This is a genomic window from Pseudomonas sp. GL-B-12 (genome assembly GCF_019955895.1).
Taxonomy (GTDB): domain Bacteria; phylum Pseudomonadota; class Gammaproteobacteria; order Pseudomonadales; family Pseudomonadaceae; genus Aquipseudomonas.
In genome coordinates this window covers 124,747-149,794 of the sequence record NZ_JAHBCX010000055.1, presented here as the reverse complement: position 1 = coordinate 149,794, position 25,048 = coordinate 124,747, and the positions used below count along the sequence as shown (strand labels likewise).

Sequence of the window (25,048 nt, the reverse complement as noted above, 5' to 3'; positions counted from 1 at the left end):
GTAACACCTTTTGAACTCACAGATGGAGAGCGACCTTGCCTCTGCGTAGCACTTTCACGCGTTTCTTTCAGTTGGAAGCTGCCAGCGGTCTGTTACTGATCGCCGCTGCCGTTCTGGCTCTGATTATCAACAACTCGCCGCTGTCGTGGCTGTACAACGGCCTGCTGGACACCCCCGTGGTGGCCCAGATCGGCGCGCTGAAAATCGCCAAACCGGCGTTGCTATGGATCAACGACGGCCTGATGGCACTGTTTTTCCTGCTGATCGGTCTGGAAGTGAAGCGCGAAGTCCTCGACGGCCAGTTGTCCAATCCGTCGCAAATCGTCCTGCCCGGTGCCGCCGCCATTGGTGGCATGGTGGTGCCGGCGCTGATCTACTGGTACCTCAATCGCGACACGCCAGCCGCCCTGAACGGCTGGGCAATTCCGACCGCCACCGACATCGCCTTCGCCCTTGGCGTGCTGGCGCTGCTGGGCAAGCGGGTTCCGGTATCGCTGAAACTGTTCCTGATGACCCTGGCTATCATCGACGACCTCGGCGCGATCATCATCATTGCGATCTTCTATTCCGGCGCGCTGTCGACCCTGTCCCTGGCGCTGGCCGCGACCTGCATTGCGGCGCTGATCGGGATGAACCGGCTCGGCGTGGTCAAGCTCGGACCGTACATGATCATTGGCTTGATCCTCTGGGTCTGCGTGCTCAAGAGCGGTGTCCACGCCACCCTGGCCGGCGTGACCCTGGCTTTCTGCATTCCGCTGCGCACGAAAAATGCCGAGCCTTCGCCATTGCTGGCCCTGGAACACGCCCTGCATCCGTGGGTGGCCTATGGCATCCTGCCGCTGTTCGCTTTTGCCAATGCCGGCCTGTCCCTGAGCGGTGTCACCGTCGAAAGCTTCACTCACCACGTTCCCATGGGCATCGCCATCGGGCTGCTGCTGGGCAAGACCGTCGGCGTCTTCGGCCTGACCTGGCTGGCCGTGAAAACCGGTATCGCCGCCCTGCCCCAAGGCGCCAATTGGGGCCAGATACTGGGCGTGGCGATTCTCTGCGGCATTGGTTTCACGATGAGTCTGTTTGTCGGCTCGCTGGCCTTTGAGCCAGGCGTGAGTGATTTCGCCGGGATGGACCGCATGGGGATCTTGACCGGTTCGATTCTGGCCGCGCTGATCGGTTATGGGGTGACAGCGATGGCGAGCCGCAAGAGCTCCAACCTGGCATCCTGATAAACCGATAACGCCTGGCACCAATCAAGACTCACCTCAGCTAAAAACAAAAAACCCGATCAGTCACCTGATCGGGTTTTTTGTTTATCCGGTGTTTGCGCTTAGTGCGAAACGCGGCTGGTGCCATTCACACTTGCGATGCGCACACGCTCGCCAACACGGAACACTTCGTTCGGCTGAACTTCCTGAACGTAGGCGCGCATGCTGCCATCGTCTTCGCGTACGGTGATTTCCACGCCTTGGGTGCGGGTCAGGCCTTCTTCAGCAGCCGAACCGATCAGGCCGCCGGCCACAGCACCGATGACGGCAGCAACGACGCTGCCTTTGCCGCCACCAATGGAGCTGCCGCCAACGCCGCCGACCACTGCACCTGCAGCACCGCCGATCGGGGTTTTGGTGCCTTCGATTTTCACCGGACGCAATGCTTCGATGGTGCCCATGCGAACGGTCTGCACACGACGCGCCTCGTCACGGGAATAGGAGTCACCGGTCAGGCTCGATTGGCAACCAGTGAGCAACATCGCCATCGTGGAAAAGGAAGCAACCAGCAGAACAGACTTACGCATAGCATCAACTCCAAAGAAACAGATATTCATTAAACTCCGCAGCTTGACGCCTGTCACGGTATCGCCCGGGTAAAATTGGTTTGATTCAGGCTCCGTTAAGGCGCCGCCACGAACTCACACAGTAGCGGCAAATTCGCAAAGCTGCCCCACTGGCCAAGGATTTCAATGGACTACTTTATCATTGTCGTCACGACTGTTGCCGGTTTGTACTTCCATTGGTGGTTGTATGTGCGGATCAAACGCTGGATGGACCGCGACCTGGCGCTAGCGCTGGCGGGCAAGGACGAGCAGAAAAAAGCCTTCATGCTCGAACAATTGGCGAGTGCTCAGGCGCAGAAGATCAAGCGTCGAGACCTGCCGAAGTGGCTGGAGGCCGCTGCAGCAGGCTATCCCGGTCGGTAGACTGCTCAGGGTGCCAGACGTTCAAGAATCCAGTCGGCGCCCTGCTGGCGGTAATTGAGGCGGTCGTGCAGGCGGCTTGGGCGGCCCTGCCAGAATTCGATGCGCTCCGGCAGCAGGCGATAACCGCCCCAGTGTTCCGGGCAATGCGGCTGGGTGTCGCTGAAACGTTGCTCGGTGTCCTTGAGCAGCGTTTCGAGCTCGCCACGACCGGCGATCACGCGGCTCTGCGGCGATGCCCAGGCCCCCAGACGACTGCCCAGCGGACGGACTTGATAATAGGCGTCGGACTCTTCAGGCGTGACCTTCACCACCCGCCCTTCGATGCGCACCTGGCGCTCCAGCGCCGGCCAGAAAAACGTCATGGCCGCGAACGGATTCGCGGCCAGGTGCTGACCCTTGGCGCTTTCGTAGTTGGTGAAAAAGGTGAAGCCCTGTTCGTCCAGGCCCTTGAGCAACAGAATGCGACAATGTGGCCGACCGTCCTGGTCGACGGTAGCCAGGGTCATGGCGTTGGCTTCCACCGGCGCCTGTTCGGTTTTCACCGCGTCGGCGAACCACTGGTGGAACAGCGCAAACGGCTCGGCCGGGGCTTGTGCCTCGGTCAGGCCATCACGGGTGTAGTCACGACGCATATCAGCCAGGCCCTGGGTCATGGCGCATTCCTTTTGGTTAGCGAATCACTGTTTTGCAGTATCGGTGGCAACGACTTTCTTGTCAGCCGCGGAGGCTTTGGCTGGCGTGGTCTTTTTTGCCGGCGTTGCGGTTTTCGCTGGTGTTTTCTTGGCCGGTGCTTTTTTGGCTGGCGCCTTTTTCATGGTCGGGACGGCCGCTTTTTTTGCAGCCGGGGCTGGTGTCACAGGCTTGGCGACCGGTTTGACGTCAGCGGCAGCGACCATGTTCACAGGCGCCGGGGCCGGCATGTTGTACTTGCTCAGCAGCGCGACCATGGTGTTCTGTGGGGTCACCAGCAGTTCCACGCGGCGGTTCAACGCACGCCCTTGCACGCTGTCGTTGGCGGCACGCGGTGCATCACCGCCCAGGCCACGCAACATCAAGCGATCACGCTGCAAACCACTGAGGCGGAAAATTGCCGCAACGGCCTGGGCACGCTCCTGGCTCAGTTTGACGTTGGCAGGCGCAGCGCCGGACGTATCGCTGTGGCCGAGGATCAACACAGCGGTCTTTGGATCGGCTTCAAGGATCTTCGCAACCCGGGTAAACGGGCCGAGTGTGACCGGCAGCAGCATGGCTGGACGATCAGGGTTGAACGAGCCTTCGACCGGCGCAGTCACCACCAGCACGTTTTCGCGGCGCTCGAGTTGCATGTTGCTGCCCTTGACCGCCTCGCGCAGACGCGGTTCGTAGTCGTCAAGCCAGGCCTGGGTGACTTTCGGGTCTGGCATCGGCACAGCCTTGGCGGCGCTTTGCTCGCTTCCGCCAAACGGCCACCACCACTTGCTGGCGCTATCGGTTTCGGCCTTGGCCAGCGCAACAGGTTTGACTGCAGGTTTCACCTCCGGCTTGACCACTGGCTTGCCGGCGCTGTCGTCGGAACCGAACGGCCAGTACCAGTGGCTGCCGCTTTCAGTCTTGGCGACAGGTGCCGTCGCGTCTTTCTGTGGAGTCTGTGCGCAACCGGTAATAGCGAAGCACAGGGCCAAGGCGAGGGTTTTATTGGATGACATTGGATATCCACAAAAATGAAGTCAAAAAAATCAGGCCACATTGGCCGGTATAAACAGACGCTTTGAAACTGAAAAGGTTATCGGGTTCCAGCCCTGGAGCCCGATAGCCGCTTTTACAGACAAGTGGCCAGAACCCGCACCAGCTTTTGCGCGCGCGGGTCCATCAAGACGTACGGCCCCAGGGTATTTGTCACAAATCCGAAAGCCACATCGTGCTCCGGGTCGGCAAAACCGATGGAGCCGCCGGCACCCGGATGACCAAACGCCCGCGGGCCAAGGCCGAAGGTGGCATTGGCAACGTCCGGTTGATCGAGCATGCAGCCCAGGCCGAAACGGGTCCGGGTCAGTAAAGTCTTGTCCTCGCCGAGGCTGTGCTCACGAGTCAATTCATCGAGCATTTCGCTTTCCAGCAAGCTGCCGTCGAGCAGGCCGGCGTAGAACCCGGCCAGGCTGCGGGCATTGCCATGACCATTGGCGGCCGGCTGTTGCATGCGTCGCCACTCGGGTTTGTTGGTGCTGGTCATGATCGACGGCGGGTTAGTGAACGCCCGGGTCGTCATGGCCGTTGGCTCACGCATGGTTACTTGCAGCAGGCGCTGGGCGGCGGCATCGCCGACATTGCCCTTGCCCCGCGCAATGTGGGCCACGCGATGGAACTCTGCGTCGGCCAGGCCCACATGGAAGTCCAGGCCCAACGGTTTGGCAACCCGCGCGACGATGGATTCACCCGGCCCGCGACCGTCGGCACGGCGCAGCAATTCGCCGACCAGCCAGCCATAGGTGATCGCCGCGTAACCGTGGCCTTCGCCCGGCGTCCACCACGGCGTTTCGGCGGCCAGGGCGTCGACCATGGTTTGCCAGTCGTAAAGGGCTTCGGGGGCCAGTAACTCGCGCAATGCCGGAAGGCCGGCCTGATGACAGAGCAGTTGACGCAGGGTGACGGACTCTTTGCCGGCAGCGGCAAATTCGGGCCAGAAGCGCGCGACCGGGGCATCCAGTTGCAGCTTGCCTTCGGCCACCAATTGCAGCGCGGTGACGGCAGTAAAGGTCTTGGTGCAGGAGAACAGGTTGGCGATGGTATCGCTGTGCCAGGCCTCGGCCCCGTCCTTGTCGGCAGTACCGGCCCACAGATCGAGGACGGTTTCGCCGCCGACCTGAATGCACAACGCTGCGCCACGCTCCTGGGGATCGTCGAACAACGCCGCGAACGCCTCTCGCACCGCTTCGAACTTAAGCTCGTAATGACCCTGAATCTGCACCCGCAACTCCCCGGATTAACGCTCTACAAAGTGGTCGGCATTGTTCCAGCCCTTGAGGGTTTTGGGAACAGGGTTGGGCTGGATGGTTGTGGCGAGGGGACAAGCCCCCTCGCCACGGGGTTTCAGGGATTAATGGCCTTTGCCGGAATGCCCACCAGCGCCCTTCCCCGGCCCCTTGCCGGCCTCGGCCTTGCGGCCGCCCTCGGCGTCGTGGCTGGCTTTGTCGGCGGCGGCCGCAGCCTTCTCGGCCTCTTTGCCCAGTTGCTCGACTGTCGCCAGGTTGCTCTTGCGCACGCTGTCGACAAAACCCTGGAACGGCAGATCAGTGATGCCCACCAACCCGAAGTGACCGTTTTCACCGTCAAGCAAGCGCCCGGTAACCGGTTGATCGAGGTACTGGAACCAATGCACGCCGACAATCGACGGCTCGCTCAATGCCTGCTTGAGGAAGTTGGCATACGCCGGACCGCGGTCCTCTTCCTTCGCCAACGGCGTAACGCCACCCCAGAACGGGCCACGATCAGCCGAGCCGAAATTGAACTCGGTGATCAGCACCGGTTTGTCGAGACTGCGCAACTTGGCGAAGTCGTAACCATCCTGAGGTTGCAGGGTGTACATGTTGAAGCTCAACACGTCGCAGTACTGGGCGCAGGACTCCAGGGCTTGCGGCGTGCTGATCGCGAAACGGCCGCCGAGCAGCAACTGGTTCGGCGCGTGCCACTTGAGCGAGTCGGAGATGGTCTTGAAGTAAGTGTCGGCAAAGACCTTCTGGAAGTATTTGAAGTCGGCTTCGATTTCCGGATGCTCGGCGCTCGGGAGCGGTGGTACGAACCCCGGATCTTCCATCAGCTCCCAGGCTGGCAGATCAATGCCCCAGGCTTTCGACAGGCCAGCCTGATTGCGGTACTTGTCACGCAGTTGCTTGAGAAATGCGCGCTTGGCCGGCACGTCGGTGGTCATTTTCAAGGTGCCGTAGGCCAGGGCATAACGGGCTTTCGGGTCGTCGCCGGGACCGGCCCAGGCCAGTTCGTTGTCGGCGTAGTAACCGATCAGCCACGGATCGTCACGATGGTCGCGGGCAGCAATCGCCACTGCACGCTCGGTGGCCATGGCGAAACGCGGGTCGAACGGGTCGGGCATGCCGCCCCACCAATCAGTGCCGGTGCTGATGCTGGCGTAGTCGCCGACGATCGACAGCGGCAAGGTGTACGGCACGCGATCCGCGTCGCCCAGTACGGGTGCGCTCCAGTTGCCGATGGTGTTGAAACCCCAGGCCTGCAAACGATCAAGGGTGTGACTGGCCCAGCGCTGCTCGTCGAACTGCGCCTTACACGGTTCGGCAGGTTTTGGCTCTACGGCTGTCGCTTCTGTCGCTTCGGTCTTGGCCGCTTCGGCGACACCGGCCTTGGTATCGCTACCCTTCGCGCACGGATCGCCATTCAGACGTTGCAGATTGGCGCCGTAGAAGTCGTACCAGCGCCCGGCATTGTAGCCGCGGCCCTGATCGGCTCCGTTGCCACCACGGTTGTCGCCTTCGCCGTAATGACTGGCCAGGGCCTCTTCAGCCTTGGGCAGGGATTCGAACATCCATTCGCGACCGGCAACGTAGGTCTGGTTGACGTCTGCAGCGACGGTGTTAACCCCTAGCGAATAAAACGGATGGCCTTCCGGCGTCACCAGATACCAGCGTCCGTCGCGTTTCTCGGTGCGGAAAAAGCCGCTGGCCTTGAAGGACGGGCCTTTGGTCAGACCACCGAACTTGTCCAGGGACGACTTCTCACGTTCGGCCAGCCAGGTTTTCAGTTGCTGCTGCTCTTTGGCGGCGGCGCTTTTCAGTTGTTCGTCGCTGCTGATTTTTTCCGGCCATTTGTCCCGGGTCGACTGACCGTAAGCATCCACCAACCCGCCATACACGGCTTGGGTGACCGACTCGCCGTCCTGCACACCAAAACGCTCCAGCAGGATGCTTTGCGCGGCTTTGGGCTGGTCCATCGACAAACTCACCGACACCACCTGGCTGAGATCCAGTTCACCGGCGCTGCTGGCCAGCAACACTCGCTGACCCTCGACGGTCATTGGCATCGGCGGGCCAGCCTTCATGCCCTGGCTCAGCGGTGATGTCGCGTACAAAGGCACCAACAGGGTTTGCGCAGGCCCCGCCGGCAGATCGACGCGGCTGACCAGTGTCTTGCCGTCGTTGCTCTGGATGGTCACGTACAGGGTCAAGGCCCAGTTCATCGCGCTCTGGATCCGCAGGCTCATGACGCCCGACTGCGACCAGTCCCAGGCACCGGTTTGCGGGGTCAGGCGCAAAGTCGGCCGGGCGACCGGGTTGAACGTCACCCGGCGCAGCACTTCGCCCTCGGGGGTTTGCTCGGCGTTGGATTGCGGCAGGCTGGCGTCCTGAGTCGCCACCTGGACCACGTCGGCGGGGCGCACAAAGTTGAACAGCATCTGCTGGCTGGCGGGGGCGGCCAACAGCGGTGTTGCGAACAGCAGGGCAAAAACAGCAGGCAACGAACGGCAAATCATGAGAACGAAATTCTCCCTAACGACCTTCAATGGGCCAGTGAAAAAGCGGTGGCAGAGAGATAGACAACGCGGTGGGCAAAACTGCCCACCGGTGCTTCAGGAAATTTCTCGACGGAACGGCGGCAACGCGTTGAGGATGGCTTTGCCATAGCGCTGGGTCACCAGGCGCCGGTCGAGCAAGGTGATGGTGCCGCGATCTTCTTCGGTGCGCAGCAAGCGACCGCAGGCCTGGACCAATTTCAGCGAGGCGTCCGGCACGGAGATTTCCATGAATGGATTGCCGCCCCGGGCTTCGATCCACTCGGCCAGCGCCGCTTCGACCGGATCATCGGGCACCGAGAAAGGAATCTTGGCAATGACCACGTGCTCGCAATAGGCACCGGGCAAGTCGACCCCTTCGGCGAAGCTCGCCAAGCCGAACAACACGCTGGAGTCGCCGCCATCGACTCGCGCCTTGTGCTTGTTGAGGGTTTCCTGTTTCGACAGGTTGCCCTGGATGAACACTTGCTTGCGCCAGTCGCGGTCGAGGCCGTCGAACACGTCCTGCATCTGTTTACGCGAGGAAAACAGCACCAGCGTGCCCCGCGAGCCTTCGACCAACTCGGGCAGATCACGAATGATCGCGGCGGTATGCGCCGCTGCATCACGCGGATCGGCGTTCAGGTTCGGTACCCGCAACACACCGGCGTCGGCGTGATGGAACGGGCTTGGCACCACCGCCGTCACGGCCTTTTTCGGCAAGCCGGCGCGCATGCGGAAGCGGTCGAAAGTGCCGAGGGCCGTCAAGGTCGCCGAAGTCACCAGACAGCCATACGCCACGTTCCACAGGTTGCGGCGAAGCATTTCCGCCGCGAGGATGGGGCTTGCGTTGACTTCGATGTCGAACAGCGAACCGCTTTCGGCCAGGGTCAGCCAGCGGGCCATCGGCGGGTTGTCTTCCAGGTCTTCGACGGTGAAGGCGGTCCACAACTCCCAGTTGCCGGAAGAACGCGACAGCAGGCTGCCGAACAGCGGATACCACTCTTCGGCCTGGTTGCTGGCGATGCCAATGTTGACCTCGCCGTCCATGCCTTCCTTGAGCAGGTCGGTCAGGCGGGTAAACAGATCGGTCAGGCGCGCGAAGCCTTTCTTCAGTTCGATGCCCATTTCACGCATGTGCTCGGGAATCACCCCGCCGACGAATCGATGACGCGGGCGCTCGCGGCCTTCGACGTCTTCGCCGGGTTTGAAATCGGCAATCTGCTCGCACGCGGTAAACATGAACTGCTGCTGGGTCTTGATCTCCCGCGCCAGCTCCGGCACCTGCTCGATCAACTTGCCCAGGTCCCCCGGCAGCGGGTGCTGGGCCAGCAGTTTGGTGAGGTTCTTGGCAGTGGTTTCCAGCCAGTCGGCGGTGGAGCGCAGGCGCGTGTAATGGGCGAAGTGGCCGATGGCCTTGTCCGGCAGGTGGTGGCCTTCGTCGAACACGTAGATGGTGTCGCGCGGATCCGGCAGCACGGCGCCGCCGCCCAGGGCCAGGTCGGCCAGGACCATGTCGTGGTTGGTAACGATCACGTCGACCTTGCCCATGCCTTCGCGGGCCTTGTAGAAGGCGCACTGGCCAAAGTTCGGGCAATGGCGGTTGGTGCACTGGCTGTGGTCGGTGGTCAGCCGCGCCCAGTCGGCGTCTTCCAGGGCGGTGGACCAACTGTCGCGGTCGCCGTCCCACTTATTGCCGGCGAGTTTTTCGATCATGCTGGTGAACAGCTTCTGGCTGGCCTCGTCGACCTCGATCTTGAAACCTTCTTCTTCGAACAACTGCGCCGTGGCGGTCTGCGCGTGGCCTTCCTGAAGCAACATGTCGAGCTTGGACAGGCACATGTAGCGCCCGCGCCCTTTGGCCAGGGCGAAGCTGAAATTCAGCCCGCTGTTGCGCATCAGGTCAGGCAAGTCCTTGTAAACGATCTGCTCTTGCAGGGCCACGGTGGCCGTGGCGATCACCAGGCGTTTGCCCGCGGCCTTCGCCGTGGGAATCGCCGCCAGGCTGTAGGCCACGGTCTTGCCGGTACCGGTGCCGGCTTCCACCGCGACAATTGCGGGATCGCCACTGCGCCGGCCTTCGTCGTCGGTGTCGATGTCACCCAGGACCTTGGCGACTTCGGCGATCATCAGGCGTTGGCCGTAGCGCGGCTTGAGGCTCTTGGCTTCGAGAAAACGCGAGTAGGCGCCCTGGATCGTGGTTTTGAGTTCGGTGCTGATCATGGATTGTCGGGCGCAAAAAACGCTGGATAAATTTTCAGTGGTTCGGATCGCCGCTATCATACCCCGCTAATTAATCCCGCGCAGAACGGAGTACCCCAATGACACCTTTTAGCCTCATTTATAGCCTGCATGTACTGGCGGCCCTGGTCTGGGTCGGCGGCATGTTTTTCGCCTGGATGGTCCTGCGCCCCGCCGCGATCAAGGCACTTGAAGGCCCTGCCCGGCTGAAGTTATGGATAGAAGTGTTTCAAGGTTTTTTCCGCTGGGTCTGGGTGGCGGTCGTGCTGTTGCCAGTCAGCGGCGTGGGCATGCTGCATATGCACTTCAACGGCTTTGAAACCGCACCGCGCTATGTGCAGGTGATGATGGGCCTGTATGTGGTGATGACCGCGCTGTTTATCCGCATCCAGGCGCTGATGCTGCCGGAACTGCGCACCGCCGTGGCAGAACAGGATTGGCCCGCGGGTGCAGCGGTGCTGGGGCGGATCCGCAAGTTGGTGGGGATCAATCTGATGGTGGGGTTGGCTTTGGTGGCGATCGCTGCGGCTCGGCCGATGTTTTGAAGCAAATGTAGCCGGAGGGGGCTTTTGTGGCGAGGGGGCTTGTCGGAACGCCGCATCGCCCCGTTGGGTTGCGAAGCGACCCCTGATTCGGTATCCGCAATTTCTCTGAAGGCATGCGGTGCCCGGTTTGCGACGGCTTCGCCGCCGAACGGGGGCAAGCCCCCTCGCCACAGGGCTCTCGGCGCTTCTTACATCCGCTGCACTGTCACCGAACCCGCCGCGCCTTCAGACCCCGGCTGCCCATCCGCGCCAGGTTTACCGTTCTTGCCGCCATCAGCCTTGTAAATCAGGCAGCCCTTGGCCTTGCCACCCGCGCCCGGTTTGCCGCCTGGGCCGGCCAGGCCACCGGCACCGCCGGCCACCTGAACTTTGATCCGGTCTGCCGGGAAGTCGTGCGGCACTGCCAGTTTGACCAGCGCCCCCGGTGCGCCCGGCTGACCATTGCTGCCATCACTGCCATCCGCGCCACGACCGGCCTGCCCCCAGGTACAGCCCGGTTCCTGGCCGTTGGCCCCATCAAGACCCACAAACCCCGGTGCGCCCGCACCACCGCGAGCATCAACGATCAATTGCGGAGCGTTCAGTGCCTTGATCTGCAAATCGAGGTTACGTCCGGATCGGGCAGCCTTCTGATAGGTCCCCGGTGCGCCACGCGCGGTGATCTGGCTGCCTTCGGACAAATCAGCGCGACGGACCTTCAGCGCCAGCGCCTGTTCCCCCGGCACGATGGCAATGCGCGCTTCACGCCCCAGATGCAATTCACCCACCGTGACTTCGGTCACGTTCGAGGGAATCAGCAAGGTGCCGTAATCGGCCACTTCCAGGCGTTCCAATTGCAGGGTGCTGGCGGTATTGGGCAAGCGCATCAGCGAGTTGGGTTCGACACTCACCACCTGTGCGCTGGCCAATGGGCTGATGAGTGCGGCGAGCAGACAGAGTTTACGCATGGGAAGCCTTCGAAGCGGTGGGGGCTGGAATGGTTTGCAGGTGGAACACACCGAAAATGACGATCTTCAGGCGGTCAAGCCAGGGATGGGCGCGACCCCGGAGGCTGCGATAGCACAGCAACGCTTCCAGAAGATGGATGAACCCCAACAGGCCACCGGCCAGATTGACCAACGGGTGCAGCGGAAAGACGAAGGGTGTGAGCAGATTGACCAGCACCACCGACCAGAACAGCAGGGTCAGTACCCGCCCCAGCCCCCATAAGACTTTCATACGCGCCCCCGATGAGAATTATTGTTTGCGCGCACAGTAACGGCTTCCACGCGGGTTAAGCCAGAGGGCAACGGAAAAATCTTCATGGGGGCCGCCGAACGGCCGTCGCCGCGTTCACACCTGTCGCCCGACGGCTCTATCTCTTGGCTCAGCGATTTATATGCAGGTCCACGCGACGGTTTTTCGCACGGCCTGCTTCTGTTTCGTTGTCGGCAATCGGTTGGCTCGCGCCCTTGCCTTCGCTGGTGACTTTGTTCGGCGCGACACCCTGGCTCAACAGGTACTCCGCCACGCTGCTGGCACGCCGCTCCGACAAGGCCTGGTTATAGGCATCCGAACCGACGCCGTCGGTATGGCCGACCACCTTGATGCTGACCACATCGGCATCCTCAAACTTGCTCATCAACGCGTCCAGTTGACTCTTCGCCGTCGGGGTCAGGTCGGATTGATTGAAGACAAACAGTACATCGCTCAGAGTAATGACTTCGGATTGCGCAGGTTCGGCCTGGACGCTGTCCGGATACTGCGGCGCCGGGCAACCGCGATGGTCGACCGGGGTATTGGCGGGGGTGTCAGGGCAACGGTCGCGTCGGTCGAAAACGCCGTCGCCGTCTTCGTCGCCATCCTGGGCATAGCAGATCAACCCACCGGACAAGATACCCAGCGCCGCCCCACCCGCGGCCCAACTGCCACTTTCGATTGCGCCCAGGCCACCACCGACCAGGCCGCCGATGAGGCTGCAAATTGGCCAGGTTCGTTGATTGAGGGGGGCAGTACCATCGCTGTGGGTCGCGCAACCGGTCAACAGGCTGCCAAGTAGCAGAACCGGCAAGACGGTCCTTGTGAGAACGATCATATTGAAAGCTCCTGTGTACCGGCCAATACCGGTTACACAGGAGTAAAGACCCGCATCCGCGACTGCACAAGGCGCGGATGCGAGGGGGGCTTAACGCTGGATTTTGATTTCGGTACGACGGTTCTGTGCACGACCGTCAGCGGTTTTGTTGTCCGCAACCGGCTGGCTTTCACCGGCACCGACAACCGACACGAAGTTGCTGCGAGGTACGCCTTGCTCGATGAGGTATTCAACCACCGAGTGCGCGCGTTTATCCGAGAGTTTCTGGTTGTAGGTATCGCTGCCCACACTGTCGGTATGGCCGGTTACGGTCAGTTGAGCAGTCGGGGCTTCGGCTTTCAGGCGAGTGGCAATCTTGTCGAGTACCTGTTTGTCGGACGAGGTAAGCGTGGCTTTATCAAACTGGAAGTGAACATCGCGGATGACGATGGTTTCTTCCTGGACCACAACCGCCTCTTCGACCACAGGTGGTGGTGGTGGGCAACCGTTGGCATCGACCCGAACGCCTTTAGGCGTGCCAGGGCACTTGTCGCGACTATCCAGCACACCATCGCCGTCTTCGTCGCCATCACCGTGCACCCAGCAATAAGCCGCTGCCGTACCGCCGACGAGCAGAGCACCATACCCTGCCCATGCCGAGCTTTCGGTCGCACCGAGGCCCGCCCCCACAACACCACCAACCGCCGCACAGGTCGGCCAGTCGGTTTTCTGCAAACCTGCGCAACCAGTCAAGACACTGGTTAGCAGAACCAAGGGTAATGCTGTCCGAACTATGCTCATCTAGTTTTCTCCTGAGGGATCGGCTTAGAACCGATTCAGGTAGTAAAGACCCGAGTTTTAAACTCCGCCAGCAATAGGCCATGCTGTTTATTCGCGTATTAACGGCAGCTTGGCGCTTTTGTCGCCAGGGCGCTCTAGGCCCAAACGTTCGGGCAGGCTAGTCTTGGCAGATCTGATTGAGGATCTTCGATGATTGCAGGTATTTCTTCACGCACGCCGCAGCAGGCACTGGCCGCTTTACTTGACCGATATGCCCCCGCGCGCCTGTTGTTGATCGGCGCCAGCGAGTTCCCGGCACTGGAAGCTTTCAAACTCGCCCACCCGGACAGCTGTGTTGCTTTCGCTGCCCCCGGGCCGTTGCCCGACGAGTTGGCGGCCCGCCGTTTCGACCTGGCCCTGGTGGTCGATTGCCTGGAGCATTTGCCCAAGCGCGACGGCCTGAACCTGCTGGGCGGCATTCGCAACCTCAACGCCAGCCGTATCGCAGTGCTGGCAGACCTGCCGGCCTGTGGCTGGCAGGAAACCGACTTTTTCTCCCTGGCCCTGCAAGCCAGCGAACGCTTTCAACGGGACGAACAGGTCTTGACCCTGTTTACCTACGATCTGTTTGAATACAAACAAGTCCCCGACTGGCTCAATTCGCGCTTCTGGGCCAATCCGGAAAACTTCGGGAAATACTGGTGGTAATGCAATGAGTACATCCATTTGCCCATGCGGCAGCGGCACCCTGCTCGACGCCTGCTGCGGTCACTACCATGCCGGACACCCGGCGCCCTGCGCGGAAGCCTTGATGCGCTCACGCTACAGCGCCTATGTGCTGGGGTTGGTCGACTATCTGGTGGCCACCACCCTGCCCGCCCAACAGGCCGGCCTGGACCGTCAATCGATCAGCGACTGGAGCGCGCAAAGCACGTGGCTGGGCCTTGAGGTGGAAAGCTCCGAGGTGCTGGGCGGCCAGCCTGAACACGCTTTCGTGACCTTCACCGCGCGCTGGCACGACAGCAATGGCGAGCACAGTCATCGAGAGCGCTCATCGTTCGTACAGAACACCGGGCGCTGGTATTTCATCGACCCCACCGTGCAGCTCAAACTCGGACGCAATGACGCGTGCCCGTGCGCCAGCGGGCAGAAATTCAAGAAGTGTTGTGCAGGGTATTTCAGCAGTTAGGACATGGAATGACTGTCCACCACGCTGGACCTGCCGAAGGCTGCGATCTTTTGGGTCTAGACTGGGGCTCAAGGGAGAAACACCACGATGATCATCCGCCGCGGCGCACTCTGTCTGCTCACGTTGTTCCTGACACTGGGACTCGGCGGCTGCGCATCGTGGTTCGACGACGACTTGCCGGACCCCGAGGTCCATCTGCTGAAGATCGAGGTGGTCAGCGCCAAACTGCTGGAACAGAAATTCCTCCTGCATTTTCGCATCGACAACCCCAACGACAGTGACCTGACCGTGCGCAGTCTGGAGTACCGCGTTCACTTGGGTGACATACTGCTGGCCGACGGCGAGTACGAACACTGGTTCACCATCGGCCCCAGGCACAGCGCTTACTTCAAGGTGCCGATCCGCACCAACCTGTGGTCCAAGGTCCGTGATCTGGCCAAACTGCTGAAAAAATCCGATCAACCCATTCCCTATCGTCTGGAAGGTGAACTGGAAACCGGTATATTCATCGCCCACTACGTGCACCTGGCGCGCAATGGCGTGATAATCGCCGCCGATTTAATTCCGGAGCAACACCGATGACCCAGCAACCCCATGTCCACGGCCCTGACTGCAACCACGATCATGACCATGACCATGACCATGACCATCACCACCATGATCACGACCACGGCCATGTCCACGGTCCGAACTGCGGCCACGCTCACCAGGAACCGGTGCGCAATGCCCTGAAAGACGTCGGCCGCAACGATCCGTGCCCATGCGGCAACGGCAAAAAATTCAAGAAGTGCCACGGCGCTTGATGCTTCGGGCGAAGATTAGCTTCGCCTGTTGAATCACCGCCCTCTCCTGTGGGAGCGAGCTTGCTCGCGATGACGGTGGCACATTCACTATGACTGTGTCAGTCAGACTGCCATCGTCGGAACGCCGCCCGGAGCAAGCTCGCTCCCACAGGTGCTTAGTCAGCTGACAGGATCTGCGCGCTGCTTACAACCGTCGCATACTCGCCGTGCAAATTCCCCAGCGACATCGCATGCACCTTTTCGGCGCTATGGGCATGGCCGAAAAAGTCAGCCTTGTCGAAGGTAAAGCACGAATCCTCGGCCACCCACGTATCAAACCCCAGGTTGCCCGCGGTACGCGCCGTGGATTCCACCGAGTTGTGGGTCGCGACACCCACGATGATCAACTGCCCGATCCCCGCCTCGCGCAAGGCAGCCTCCAGTTCAGTTGAGCAAAATGCATCCGGCACCTGCTTCTGGATCAAGCGTTCACCGGCCATTGGCTGAAACCGTTCCTGAAACTCCACCCCCGACTGCTGCGGCCAGAACACTGAGTCCTCCGAGCGGGACAGGTGCTGCACATGGATCACCGGCCGAGCGGTACGCCGCCAATGGCCGAGCAATTCCAGCATGCGCTCTTCAGCCTGAGGGTTATTCCTGCGGCCGAGCCTGGGATGCAGGATGCCTTTTTGTTGATCGATGATGATCAGTGCCGCGTTTGCCTTGAGCTCCATGCCGACTTTTCTCCAGGATTGTTGAGCGTGTCGCACTTCAACATCCCCCATTGCGACTGGCAAGGCTGCGATCTTTCGGATAATCAGACAAATCCTGAAATAACCTTGTACCCCGCTTGCGCGGCCACCTCCCGCTCACTAACGTAGCGCCTTTATTTCGCGCCGCCGCCTCTACCCCCGCAGGAGCTTTGCCATGGCCTCGCCAGCCCTTACTCATTTTCTACCCCGGTTCGGCGTTGCCGCAGCAGTGGCCGGTGTGTTGAGCCTGACCGGTTGTCAGAACTTCAACGCCCAGGACACCCTCCCGCCAACCTCCGGCGTACAACCACTCAAGGGCCTGGCGCAGAGCGTTTCGGTGCGTCGCAATGCCATGGGCATGCCGCTGATCGAAAGCAACAGCTTCCACGACGCGCTGTTCACCCTCGGATACGTGCATGCCAGCGACCGCATCACCCAGATGGTCACCCTGCGCCTGCTGGCCCAGGGCCGTTTGGCCGAGATGCACGGTGCCGAACTGTTGGACGCCGACCGTTACATGCGGGCGGTCAACCTGAAGAAAAGTGCTGGCGAGTTGTACAAGGCTTCTTCGCCACGCCTCAAGCGTTTCTTCGAAGTCTATGCGCGCGGGGTCAACGCCTACCTGTTCCGCTACCGCGACAAACTGCCGGCGGACCTCGCGGCCACTGGTTACCAGCCTGAATACTGGCAGCCGGAAGATTCCGCGTTGATTTTCTGCTTGTTGAACTTCAGCCAGTCGACCAACCTGCCGGAAGAAATTTCCTCGCTGGTACTGGCCCAGACCGTCACCACTGACAAACTGGCGTGGCTGACGCCGTCGGCTCCCGACGAAAAACTGCCGGCCGCCGAAAGCGAAAAACTGCAAGGCATCAAACTCAACGGGCAAGTGCCGGGGCTGGCTGAACTCAGCAAAGCCACGGGCCTGCTGTCGGACCTCAACCTGCTGGGCGCCACCTCGTCGAACAACTGGGCCATCGCCCCGCAACGCAGCCGCAGCGGCAAGAGCCTGTTGGCCAGTGACAGTCACGGCCCGCTGGGCGTGCCTTCGTTGTTCAGTTACGTGCAGATTCGCGCGCCGAAGTATCAGGCGTCCGGCGTGACCATCGCGGGCCTGCCGATGGTGCTTGGAGGTTTCAACGGCAAGGTGGCCTGGAGCATGACGTCCGTGATGGGCGACAACCAGGACCTGTTCCTGGAGAAGATCCAGCGCCAGGGCAACGGGCTCACCTACGAAAATGCCGGGAAGTGGCAGCCGGCGATCGTGCGTAACGAAACCTACTTCGTCAAAGGCCAGCGGCCGATTCGCGAAGCCGTGTACGAAACCCGCCATGGCCCGCTGCTCAACAGCGCCCAGGGCACCACGCTGGCCAATGGTTTCGGCCTGGCCTTGCAGACGCCGAACTTCACCGACGACAAGACCCTGGACGCGTTCTTCGACCTGTCCCGCGCCCAGAGCGTCGAGAAAGCCTCGGATGCCAGCCGCGAAATCCGCGCCATTGCGCTGAACCTGGTGTTCGCCGATGCCAGCCACATCGGCTGGCAAGTCACCGGTCGTTACCCCAACCGCCGCGAAGGCGAAGGCTTGCTGCCCTCGCCGGGCTGGGAAGGTCGATACGATTGGGACGGTTACGCCGACCCGATGCTGCACCCGTACGACCAGGACCCGGCCCAGGGCTGGCTCGGCACCGCCAACCAGCGGGTCATTCCCCATGGCTATGGCATGCAGTTGTCCAACTCGTGGGCGGCACCGGAACGTGGCGAGCGCCTGGCCGAACTGGCCAGCGCAGGCAAACACGACAGCCGCAGCCTGATCGCCATGCAATACGACCAGACCACCACCTTCGCTGCCAAGCTGAAGAAAATGTTCGAAGCGCCGGGCATGGCCCAGCCACTCAAACAAGCCATGGACGCCTTGCCGGCGGCCGATCGCGCCAAGGCACACGAAGCCTACAGCCGCTTGATGGCGTTCGACGGCAAGCTCGGCCCGACCTCCACCGATGCGGCCATCTACGAATTGTTCCTGCAGGAAAGCACCCGACAGATCTTCCTCGATGAACTGGGCCCGGAAAGCAACCCGGCGTGGAAAGCTTTTGTCGCCGACGGCAAGCTGTCCTACGCGGCCCAGGCCGATCACTTGCTCGGGCGTGAGGACAGCCCGTTCTGGGATGACGTGCGCACCGCGCAGAAAGAAGACAAACCGGCGATCCTCGCTCGCAGCCTCGCCGCCGCGATCAGCGCAGGCGACAGCCAGTTGGGCGGCGATCACAAAGCCTGGCAGTGGGGCAAACTGCATCGCTATGAATGGAAAAACAGCAGCGGCCAGACCGTACGCGGACCGCTGCCGGCCGGTGGCGATCACACCACACTCAACACCGCTGCCTTCGCCTGGGGCCAGGACTTCAACACCACGCTGGCGCCAGCCATGCGCTTTATCGTCGACTTCGGCCAGTCCGAACCGCTGATGGCACAAAACGGCACCGGCCAATCCGGCAACCCGGCCAGCCCGAACTACCTCAACAGCATCGAACCGTGGCTCAAAGGCCAGTACATGAGCCTGCCGATGCAGCCGCAGAACTTCGACAACGCCTATGGCAAGGCGCGGTTGACGCTGACCCCAGGAAAGTAACCCCGCCCTTTACCTGTGGGAGCGAGCCGGCTCCGGGCGGCGTTCCGACGATAGCGATTCAACATTCAAAATAGAGGTTGAATGTTGAATCGCCATCACCATCGCCGTTGCGCTGACGCAAGGACAAGTCGTGTCGACGAGGTAGGGAGCCTGGTGACCCGGCTCAGTCAAACCGTTCTTTTGTGGCGAGATGATTTGGTGCACCCATTTCCCTGCGCCCGTTTTCGTGCATAAATCTGTTTCCGGCCATTTCCAAGTACCTTTTAAAACGCTTGTTCGGCACTCTGGTTCGGAAATTGCTACTTTCAACAGGTCTTACGCTTTCCAGTAACAATAATTCTGCGCCACAGGCGCTCATATTGGTTTTTAGGGATTGAATAATGAAAAAAGCATTGCTGACCCTTTCTGCACTGGCGTTGTGCATGGCTGCTGGCTCCGCCATGGCGAAGGAGTACAAAGAACTGCGTTTCGGCGTTGACCCTTCCTACGCACCGTTCGAGTCGAAAGCGGCCGATGGCAGCCTGGTAGGCTTTGACATCGATCTGGGGAACGCGATCTGCGCCGAACTGAAGGTCAAGTGCAAGTGGGTCGAAAGTGACTTCGATGGCATGATTCCCGGCCTCAAAGCCAATAAATTCGACGGTGTGATCTCGTCGATGACCGTTACCGAAGCCCGTGAAAAAGCCATCGATTTCTCCAGCGAACTGTTCTCCGGCCCAACCGCCTACGTGTCCAAGAAAGGTTCTGGCGTGACTGAAGACGTCGCCTCGCTCAAGGGCAAGACCGTCGGCTACGAACAAGGCACCATTCAGGAAGCTTATGCCAAAGCCGTTCTGGACAAGGCCGGCGTGAAAACCCAGGCCTACGCCAACCAGGATCAGGTCTACGCCGACTTGACTTCCGGTCGTCTCGATGCAGGGATTCAGGACATGCTGCAAGCCGAAATGGGCTTCCTGAAGTCGCCACAGGGTGCCGAGTACAATGTCAGCAAGCCGGTCGACAATGCTTTGCTGCCAGCCAAAACAGCCATCGGCATTAAGAAAGGTAACACCGAGCTGAAAGCACTTTTGGATAAAGGTATCAAAGCGTTACACGATGATGGCACCTACGCCACCATTCAGAAGAAACACTTTGGCGATCTGAATCTGTACAGCGGCAAATAATGCCCGGCGCCCATCTCTCGATGGGCGCTTTTTTCATCCGATCAGGTTGCTGATTTATGTTCGAAAACCTACTGGAAAATCTGGGGCTCTCTGCCTTCAGCCTCAAGGGCTTCGGTCCGCTGCTGATGCAAGGCACCTGGATGACGATCAAGTTGTCGGCGTTGTCGCTGTTGGTGGCCGTGTTGCTCGGGCTGCTCGGCGCCAGTGCCAAGCTGTCAAAAGTCAAACTGATGCGCGTGCCTGCCCAGCTCTACACCACACTCATTCGTGGCGTTCCGGACCTGGTCCTGATGCTGTTGATCTTCTACAGCCTGCAAACCTGGCTGACCTCTTTTACCGATTACATGGAATGGGAATACATCGAGATCAACCCGTTCAGTGCCGGGGTCATCACCTTGGGCTTCATCTACGGTGCGTATTTCACTGAAACCTTCCGTGGCGCGATTCTCGCCGTCCCAAGGGGTCAGGTCGAAGCGGCCACTGCCTATGGCCTCAAGCGCGGCCAGCGTTTCTGGATCGTGGTGTTCCCGCAGATGATGCGTTATGCCCTGCCGGGTATCGGTAACAACTGGATGGTGATGCTCAAGGCCACCGCCCTGGTGTCGATCATCGGCCTCGCCGACCTGGTCAAGGCTGCCCAGGACGCCGGCAAAAGCAGCTATCAGCTGTTTTACTTCCTGGTACTTGCCGCGCTGATCTACCTGATGATCACCAGCGCGTCCAACTTCATTCTGCGCTGGCTTGAACGTCGTTACTCCGCCGGTACCCGGGAGGCCGTACGATGATCGAACTTCTGCAGGAATACTGGAAACCCTTCCTCTATAGCGACGGCAACAACATCACCGGCCTGGCCATGACCATGTGGCTGCTCAGCGCTTCGATCTTCTTCGGTTTTATCGTGTCGATCCCGCTGTCCATCGCCCGTGTATCGCCGCACTTCTACATCCGTTGGCCGGTGCAGTTCTATACCTACCTGTTCCGTGGCACGCCGCTCTATATTCAGTTATTGATCTGTTACACCGGGATCTACAGCCTGGCCGCCATTCGAGCTCAGCCAGTACTGGACGCATTCTTTCGCGATGCGATGAACTGCACCATCCTGGCCTTCGCCCTGAACACCTGCGCCTACACCACGGAGATTTTCGCCGGAGCAATCCGCAGCATGGCCCACGGTGAAGTGGAAGCGGCCAAGGCTTACGGCCTGACAGGCTGGAAGCTGTACGCCTACGTGATCATGCCGTCGGCCCTGCGTCGTTCGTTGCCGTATTACAGCAACGAAGTGATTCTGATGCTGCACTCGACCACCGTGGCCTTCACCGCGACCATCCCGGACATCCTGAAAGTCGCTCGGGATGCCAACTCGGCGACCTTCCTGACCTTCCAGTCGTTCGGCATCGCCGCGCTGATCTACCTGACCGTCACTTTTGCGCTGGTCGGCCTGTTCCGCCTTGCCGAACGCCGATGGCTGGCCTTCCTTGGGCCGACCCACTAGGACTCAACCAGCTTCAGGAAACAACAGATGCGCCACCAGAAACATGACCTGCTGGCCCCGCTGCCCGGGACCGCGAGACAGATCCACAGTTTTCACTTCGGCCCCCAACCGGCCAACGGCAAGATCTACATCCAGGCCTCCCTGCACGCCGACGAAATGCCCGGCATGCTGGTGGCCTGGCACCTCAAGCAACGCCTGGCGGAGCTGGAAGCCGCCGGGCGCCTGCGCAGCGAAATCGTGCTGGTACCCATCGCCAACCCGGTGGGCCTGGAACAGGTGCTGATGGATGTGCCACTGGGCCGCTACGAGCTGGAAAGCGGCCAGAACTTCAACCGCTGGTTCGTCGACCTCAGTGAGGAAGTCGGCAACGCGATCGAAGACAAGCTCGGTGACGATCCGCAGCACAACCTGCAACTGATCCGCAGCAACCTGCGCGATGCGCTGGCCCGGCAGACCGCCGCCACCCAATTGCAATCCCAGCGCCTGACCCTGCAACGATTGGCCTGCGACGCCGATATGGTGCTCGACCTGCATTGCGATTTCGAAGCGGTCGCTCACCTCTACACCACGCCGGATGCCTGGCCGCAGGTCGAGCCGCTGGCCCGCTACATCGGCGCCGAAGCCAGCCTGCTGGCAACCGATTCCGGCGGTCAGTCGTTCGACGAATGCTTCACCCTGCTCTGGTGGCAGTTGAAGGAGCGCTTCGGCGAGCACTTCGACATTCCGCCGGGCAGTTTTTCGGTGACCGTCGAATTGCGCGGTCAGGGCGACGTCAATCACCCGCTGGCTTGCCTCGACTGCCAGGCGCTGATCGACTACCTGATCCATTTCGGCGCGATTGCCGGCGAACCCGCGCCCTTGCCCGACCTGCCCTATCCGGCGACACCGCTGGCCGGTGTAGAACCAGTGGCCACGCCCGTCGGCGGCCTGCTGGTGTTCACCGCGCTGCCGGGCCAGTACCTGGAAGCCGGGCAACTGATCGCCGAGATCATTGATCCGATCAACGATCGCGTCACTCCTGTTCACTGCTCCGCCGCCGGGCTGATGTACGCCCGTTCGCTGCGTCGCATGGCCACTGCCGGCATGGTGATCGCCCACGTCGCGGGCACCGAAGCCTATCGCAGCGGCTATCTACTTTCGCCTTGAGGATGCACGCCCCATGTACAAATTGACCATCGAAGGCCTGCATAAAAGCTATGGCGACCATGAAGTCCTCAAAGGTGTTTCGCTCAAGGCCAAGACCGGCGACGTTATCAGCCTGATCGGCGCCAGCGGCTCGGGTAAAAGTACCTTTCTGCGCTGCATCAACTTCCTGGAACAACCCAACGACGGCGCCATGAGCCTCGACGGGCAAAACATCCGCATGATCAAGGATCGTCACGGCATGCACGTGGCCGACGCCGATGAACTGCAGCGGATTCGCACCCGCCTGGCCATGGTGTTCCAGCACTTCAACCTGTGGAGCCACATGACGGTGCTGGAAAACATCACCATGGCCCCGCGCCGGGTGCTGGGCTGCGACAGGAAAGAAGCCGAGGACCGCGCCCGGCGCTACCTCGACAAGGTGGGGCTGGCGTCCCGTGTGGCGGACCAATACCCGGCATTTCTGTCCGGCGGTCAGCAACAGCGGGTAGCGATTGCCCGTGCACTGGCCATGGAGCCGGAAGTCATGTTGTTCGACGAACCGACCTCGGCGCTGGACCCGGAACTGGTGGGTGAAGTGCTCAAGGTGATCCATGGCCTGGCCGAAGAAGGCCGGACCATGATCATGGTGACCCACGAAATGAGCTTCGCCCGCAAAGTGTCGAGCCAGGTGCTGTTTCTGCACCAGGGCCTGGTTGAGGAAGAAGGCGCGCCGGAAGACGTGCTGGGCAATCCGAAAAGCGAGCGGTTGAAGCAGTTCCTGAGTGGCAACCTGAAATAACCGCTGGGAGGAGAAGTGGAAGCCGGGTTGCCGGCTTCCAACATCAGTCAACCGTTATGCCCCCGCTTCGTTTTCCAGCCTGAAACTGCCATTTTTCACTTGCAGACCATTAGCGTCCGTCCCACTGAAGCGCCCGGCAAACTGCGCGTCACCTCCCACCGTCAACTCGAGCGTTCCTGGATAAAGCTCTGCCTCCGAGTTGCCGATCACATGGATGACCATGGGAGATCCCTCGTTGAGTCCCAGGCTGAAACTGCCACTCTGGATGCCCATCGGTAAGTACACGTAAAACGCTGTCCCCTGACCGTTATCCGCCTCAATGCAATGAATGTCTGACCGCTGATAGAAATCGAGCCCATCCGTTACGCGAAACTGCATGGAGCCGACTGTCGTGATTACGTCGGCACTCAAATGCCCCGATCGATTTGCACTCACACTCATCTGAATGTTCCTTTTCATATTCGAAGTTAACTGTCTGATGCCCCTGTTAAAGGCCCCAGGGCACGCAGCTCCCAGATAGAACCACGGCCATGTCTATCGATTGGTTTCCCCGACAGACATAGTTACTTCCGAATATGTGCAGGCCGATTCAGACGCTACGTTCGTCTATAGCAACAACAGGCACAGGCCTGCTTGCTGAAGACAACAAGCGCAGCTCAACAGCCATGAATGGCGGAAATCGAAAATCAGGCAACAGGCGCAGGAGGCGACTCGTCCGGCAGAGTAGGCTCGCCTGGCTCGTTAGGCTGTTCATTCGGGGTATCAGGATCAGGCTGGCCGGGGATACCCCCTGCCATGCTGACGGGCGGATGTGCCAACAAGGACCAGGCCAGAACACCCACCTGGTTGGGTTCAAGCCTTGCCAGTTCGGCACTGATTCGCGGATCGATCTTCATTCGGCACTCCTGAGCGATGGCCCGACCCGCCTTGCGCGGATCGGAACAGTACACCCCATAGAGTGTACGCCCGCTCAGGAATTCCCGGCATTTGTCGGACGGTTGACTCAGGTGCGAGGCAGGGTCACGCCACGCTGGCCCTGATACTTGCCGCCTCGGTCCTTGTAGGACACTTCACATTCTTCGTCAGACTCAAGGAACAGCATCTGCGCCACGCCTTCGTTCGCGTAGATTTTCGCCGGCAGATTGGTGGTGTTGGAGAACTCCAGGGTCACGTGACCCTCCCACTCAGGCTCGAGCGGCGTGACGTTGACGATGATGCCGCAGCGCGCGTAGGTGCTTTTACCCAGGCAAATGGTCAATACATTGCGCGGAATGCGGAAGTATTCGACGGTGCTGGCCAGGGCGAAGGAGTTCGGCGGAATGATGCACACGTCGCTGTGGATGTCGACGAAGCTGCCGGCATCGAAGTTCTTCGGATCGACGATGGCCGAATTGATGTTGGTGAACACCTTGAAATGATTGGTGCAACGAACATCGTAGCCATAGCTCGACACCCCGTAGGAGATCACACGGCTATCGTCACTGCCGCGCATCTGGCGCTCGACGAAAGGCTCGATCATGCCGTGTTCCTGCGCCATGCGGCGAATCCACTTGTCCGATTTGATGCTCATGGCGGGTGTCCTGAATAGCGAGGTCGAAAAATTCTGTCCGGCATCTTACCGGGCGCGCCGCCGGGTTCAAAGTCCGCGGTGCAATTCTCGCCGAACAGGCAGGAATTACCTGCGCTGGCGACGAACCGTCACACCGCCGATCCTTAAAACAGAGAAACCTGTGCAAGAAGCATTGGCACGTTCCGGAAAAAGGGTTAAGGTGGCGTCACTGTGCTGCTTGTGTCACTGAGAATCTCTACACGATAT

General features: G+C 60.6%; 27 protein-coding genes. 13 read left to right on the top strand and 14 right to left on the bottom strand.

The window, feature by feature from the left end; all coding sequences use genetic code 11:
* Positions 1-35: 35 nt before the first annotated feature.
* Positions 36-1,223 carry a Na+/H+ antiporter NhaA gene (gene nhaA / locus KGA85_RS26100; RefSeq protein WP_223458952.1) on the top strand — a complete coding sequence of 396 codons (1,188 nt, stop codon included), beginning with the start codon at positions 36-38 and terminating at the stop codon, positions 1,221-1,223.
* Positions 1,224-1,324: 101 nt separating this feature from the next.
* Here the strand turns inward: nhaA and KGA85_RS26095 are convergent, their stop codons facing one another.
* Positions 1,325-1,789 carry a glycine zipper 2TM domain-containing protein gene (locus KGA85_RS26095; protein ID WP_007996795.1) on the bottom strand — a complete coding sequence of 155 codons (465 nt, stop codon included), beginning with the start codon at positions 1,787-1,789 and terminating at the stop codon, positions 1,325-1,327.
* A gap of 165 nt (positions 1,790-1,954) precedes the next feature.
* On the opposite strand from KGA85_RS26095, the gene KGA85_RS26090 reads away from it, so the two are divergent.
* Entirely contained in the window at positions 1,955-2,191 is a 237-nt protein-coding gene (locus KGA85_RS26090) for a hypothetical protein (RefSeq protein WP_116262154.1), read from the top strand.
* A 5-nt stretch (positions 2,192-2,196) separates the two neighbouring features.
* On the opposite strand, the gene pdxH is transcribed toward KGA85_RS26090, so the two are convergent.
* From pdxH to dinG, 5 genes are all read right to left on the bottom strand, one after another.
* On the bottom strand, positions 2,197-2,844 hold the full coding sequence (pdxH, locus tag KGA85_RS26085) for a pyridoxamine 5'-phosphate oxidase (protein WP_223458950.1): 648 nt from the start codon (positions 2,842-2,844) through the stop codon (positions 2,197-2,199).
* A 24-nt stretch (positions 2,845-2,868) separates the two neighbouring features.
* Positions 2,869-3,876 carry an OmpA family protein gene (locus tag KGA85_RS26080; protein ID WP_223458948.1) on the bottom strand — a complete coding sequence of 336 codons (1,008 nt, stop codon included), beginning with the start codon at positions 3,874-3,876 and terminating at the stop codon, positions 2,869-2,871.
* 113 nt (positions 3,877-3,989) lie between these two features.
* Complete coding sequence (locus KGA85_RS26075; protein WP_223458946.1) at positions 3,990-5,135, bottom strand: serine hydrolase domain-containing protein; 1,146 nt, start codon at positions 5,133-5,135, stop codon at positions 3,990-3,992.
* A 129-nt stretch (positions 5,136-5,264) separates the two neighbouring features.
* The gene (locus KGA85_RS26070) at positions 5,265-7,667 is read right to left on the bottom strand and encodes a beta-galactosidase (protein WP_223458944.1); all 2,403 of its coding nucleotides are present in this window, start codon (positions 7,665-7,667) and stop codon (positions 5,265-5,267) included.
* Between the two features lie 96 nt (positions 7,668-7,763).
* Entirely contained in the window at positions 7,764-9,908 is a 2,145-nt protein-coding gene (gene dinG / locus KGA85_RS26065) for an ATP-dependent DNA helicase DinG (protein WP_223543473.1), read from the bottom strand.
* A 98-nt stretch (positions 9,909-10,006) separates the two neighbouring features.
* Between dinG and KGA85_RS26060 the strand changes: the two genes are divergently transcribed.
* Positions 10,007-10,471, top strand: coding sequence for a CopD family protein (locus KGA85_RS26060; protein WP_223458940.1), 465 nt, complete (start codon positions 10,007-10,009; stop codon positions 10,469-10,471).
* 188 nt (positions 10,472-10,659) lie between these two features.
* Here KGA85_RS26060 and KGA85_RS26055 read toward each other — a convergent pair whose 3' ends face one another.
* From KGA85_RS26055 to KGA85_RS26040, 4 genes are all read right to left on the bottom strand, one after another.
* On the bottom strand, positions 10,660-11,418 hold the full coding sequence (locus KGA85_RS26055) for a collagen-like protein (protein ID WP_223458938.1): 759 nt from the start codon (positions 11,416-11,418) through the stop codon (positions 10,660-10,662).
* The gene (locus KGA85_RS26050) at positions 11,411-11,689 is read right to left on the bottom strand and encodes a DUF1145 domain-containing protein (RefSeq protein WP_223458936.1); all 279 of its coding nucleotides are present in this window, start codon (positions 11,687-11,689) and stop codon (positions 11,411-11,413) included. The genes KGA85_RS26055 and KGA85_RS26050 overlap by 8 nt, the downstream gene beginning before the upstream one ends.
* Positions 11,690-11,837: 148 nt before the next feature.
* Positions 11,838-12,545 (bottom strand): OmpA family protein, encoded by a 708-nt coding sequence (locus KGA85_RS26045; RefSeq protein WP_223458934.1) that lies wholly within the window; start codon positions 12,543-12,545, stop codon positions 11,838-11,840.
* Between the two features lie 90 nt (positions 12,546-12,635).
* Positions 12,636-13,325 (bottom strand): OmpA family protein, encoded by a 690-nt coding sequence (locus KGA85_RS26040; protein WP_223458932.1) that lies wholly within the window; start codon positions 13,323-13,325, stop codon positions 12,636-12,638.
* A 189-nt stretch (positions 13,326-13,514) separates the two neighbouring features.
* Between KGA85_RS26040 and KGA85_RS26035 the strand changes: the two genes are divergently transcribed.
* The 4 genes from KGA85_RS26035 (at position 13,515) to KGA85_RS26020 (ending at position 15,296) form a co-directional block, all read left to right on the top strand.
* Positions 13,515-14,012 (top strand): DUF6231 family protein, encoded by a 498-nt coding sequence (locus tag KGA85_RS26035; protein ID WP_223458930.1) that lies wholly within the window; start codon positions 13,515-13,517, stop codon positions 14,010-14,012.
* 4 nt (positions 14,013-14,016) lie between these two features.
* Positions 14,017-14,493: a YchJ family protein gene (locus tag KGA85_RS26030; protein WP_223458928.1), complete on the top strand. Its 477-nt coding sequence runs from the start codon at positions 14,017-14,019 to the stop codon at positions 14,491-14,493.
* A gap of 87 nt (positions 14,494-14,580) precedes the next feature.
* The gene (locus tag KGA85_RS26025; protein WP_223532519.1) at positions 14,581-15,075 is read left to right on the top strand and encodes an LEA type 2 family protein; all 495 of its coding nucleotides are present in this window, start codon (positions 14,581-14,583) and stop codon (positions 15,073-15,075) included.
* The gene (locus KGA85_RS26020; protein WP_223458925.1) at positions 15,072-15,296 is read left to right on the top strand and encodes an SEC-C metal-binding domain-containing protein; all 225 of its coding nucleotides are present in this window, start codon (positions 15,072-15,074) and stop codon (positions 15,294-15,296) included. Before KGA85_RS26025 ends, KGA85_RS26020 begins: the two co-directional genes overlap by 4 nt.
* A gap of 155 nt (positions 15,297-15,451) precedes the next feature.
* Here KGA85_RS26020 and KGA85_RS26015 read toward each other — a convergent pair whose 3' ends face one another.
* Positions 15,452-16,009, bottom strand: a complete 558-nt coding sequence (locus tag KGA85_RS26015) for a cysteine hydrolase family protein (protein ID WP_223458923.1) — start codon at positions 16,007-16,009, stop codon at positions 15,452-15,454.
* A 193-nt stretch (positions 16,010-16,202) separates the two neighbouring features.
* Here KGA85_RS26015 and KGA85_RS26010 point away from each other — a divergent pair, with 193 nt between their 5' ends.
* From KGA85_RS26010 to KGA85_RS25985, 6 genes are all read left to right on the top strand, one after another.
* Positions 16,203-18,653: a penicillin acylase family protein gene (locus KGA85_RS26010; RefSeq protein WP_223458921.1), complete on the top strand. Its 2,451-nt coding sequence runs from the start codon at positions 16,203-16,205 to the stop codon at positions 18,651-18,653.
* A 380-nt stretch (positions 18,654-19,033) separates the two neighbouring features.
* The gene (locus KGA85_RS26005; RefSeq protein WP_223458920.1) at positions 19,034-19,816 is read left to right on the top strand and encodes a transporter substrate-binding domain-containing protein; all 783 of its coding nucleotides are present in this window, start codon (positions 19,034-19,036) and stop codon (positions 19,814-19,816) included.
* A gap of 56 nt (positions 19,817-19,872) precedes the next feature.
* Complete coding sequence (locus KGA85_RS26000; RefSeq protein WP_223458918.1) at positions 19,873-20,601, top strand: ABC transporter permease; 729 nt, start codon at positions 19,873-19,875, stop codon at positions 20,599-20,601.
* The gene (locus tag KGA85_RS25995) at positions 20,598-21,308 is read left to right on the top strand and encodes an ABC transporter permease (RefSeq protein ID WP_223458916.1); all 711 of its coding nucleotides are present in this window, start codon (positions 20,598-20,600) and stop codon (positions 21,306-21,308) included. The genes KGA85_RS26000 and KGA85_RS25995 overlap by 4 nt, the downstream gene beginning before the upstream one ends.
* A 27-nt stretch (positions 21,309-21,335) precedes the next feature.
* Complete coding sequence (locus KGA85_RS25990; protein ID WP_223458914.1) at positions 21,336-22,454, top strand: succinylglutamate desuccinylase/aspartoacylase family protein; 1,119 nt, start codon at positions 21,336-21,338, stop codon at positions 22,452-22,454.
* A 13-nt stretch (positions 22,455-22,467) separates the two neighbouring features.
* Positions 22,468-23,232, top strand: a complete 765-nt coding sequence (locus tag KGA85_RS25985; RefSeq protein ID WP_223458912.1) for an ABC transporter ATP-binding protein — start codon at positions 22,468-22,470, stop codon at positions 23,230-23,232.
* Positions 23,233-23,286: 54 nt separating this feature from the next.
* Here the strand turns inward: KGA85_RS25985 and KGA85_RS25980 are convergent, their stop codons facing one another.
* The 3 genes from KGA85_RS25980 to dcd all read right to left on the bottom strand — a co-directional run bounded on the left by KGA85_RS25980 (position 23,287) and on the right by dcd (position 24,802).
* Positions 23,287-23,673 carry a hypothetical protein gene (locus KGA85_RS25980; RefSeq protein ID WP_223458910.1) on the bottom strand — a complete coding sequence of 129 codons (387 nt, stop codon included), beginning with the start codon at positions 23,671-23,673 and terminating at the stop codon, positions 23,287-23,289.
* A 245-nt stretch (positions 23,674-23,918) separates the two neighbouring features.
* Positions 23,919-24,128: a hypothetical protein gene (locus KGA85_RS25975; RefSeq protein WP_223458909.1), complete on the bottom strand. Its 210-nt coding sequence runs from the start codon at positions 24,126-24,128 to the stop codon at positions 23,919-23,921.
* Positions 24,129-24,235: 107 nt separating this feature from the next.
* Complete coding sequence (gene dcd, locus KGA85_RS25970) at positions 24,236-24,802, bottom strand: dCTP deaminase (RefSeq protein WP_007940589.1); 567 nt, start codon at positions 24,800-24,802, stop codon at positions 24,236-24,238.
* Between the last annotated feature and the right edge of the window lie 246 nt (positions 24,803-25,048).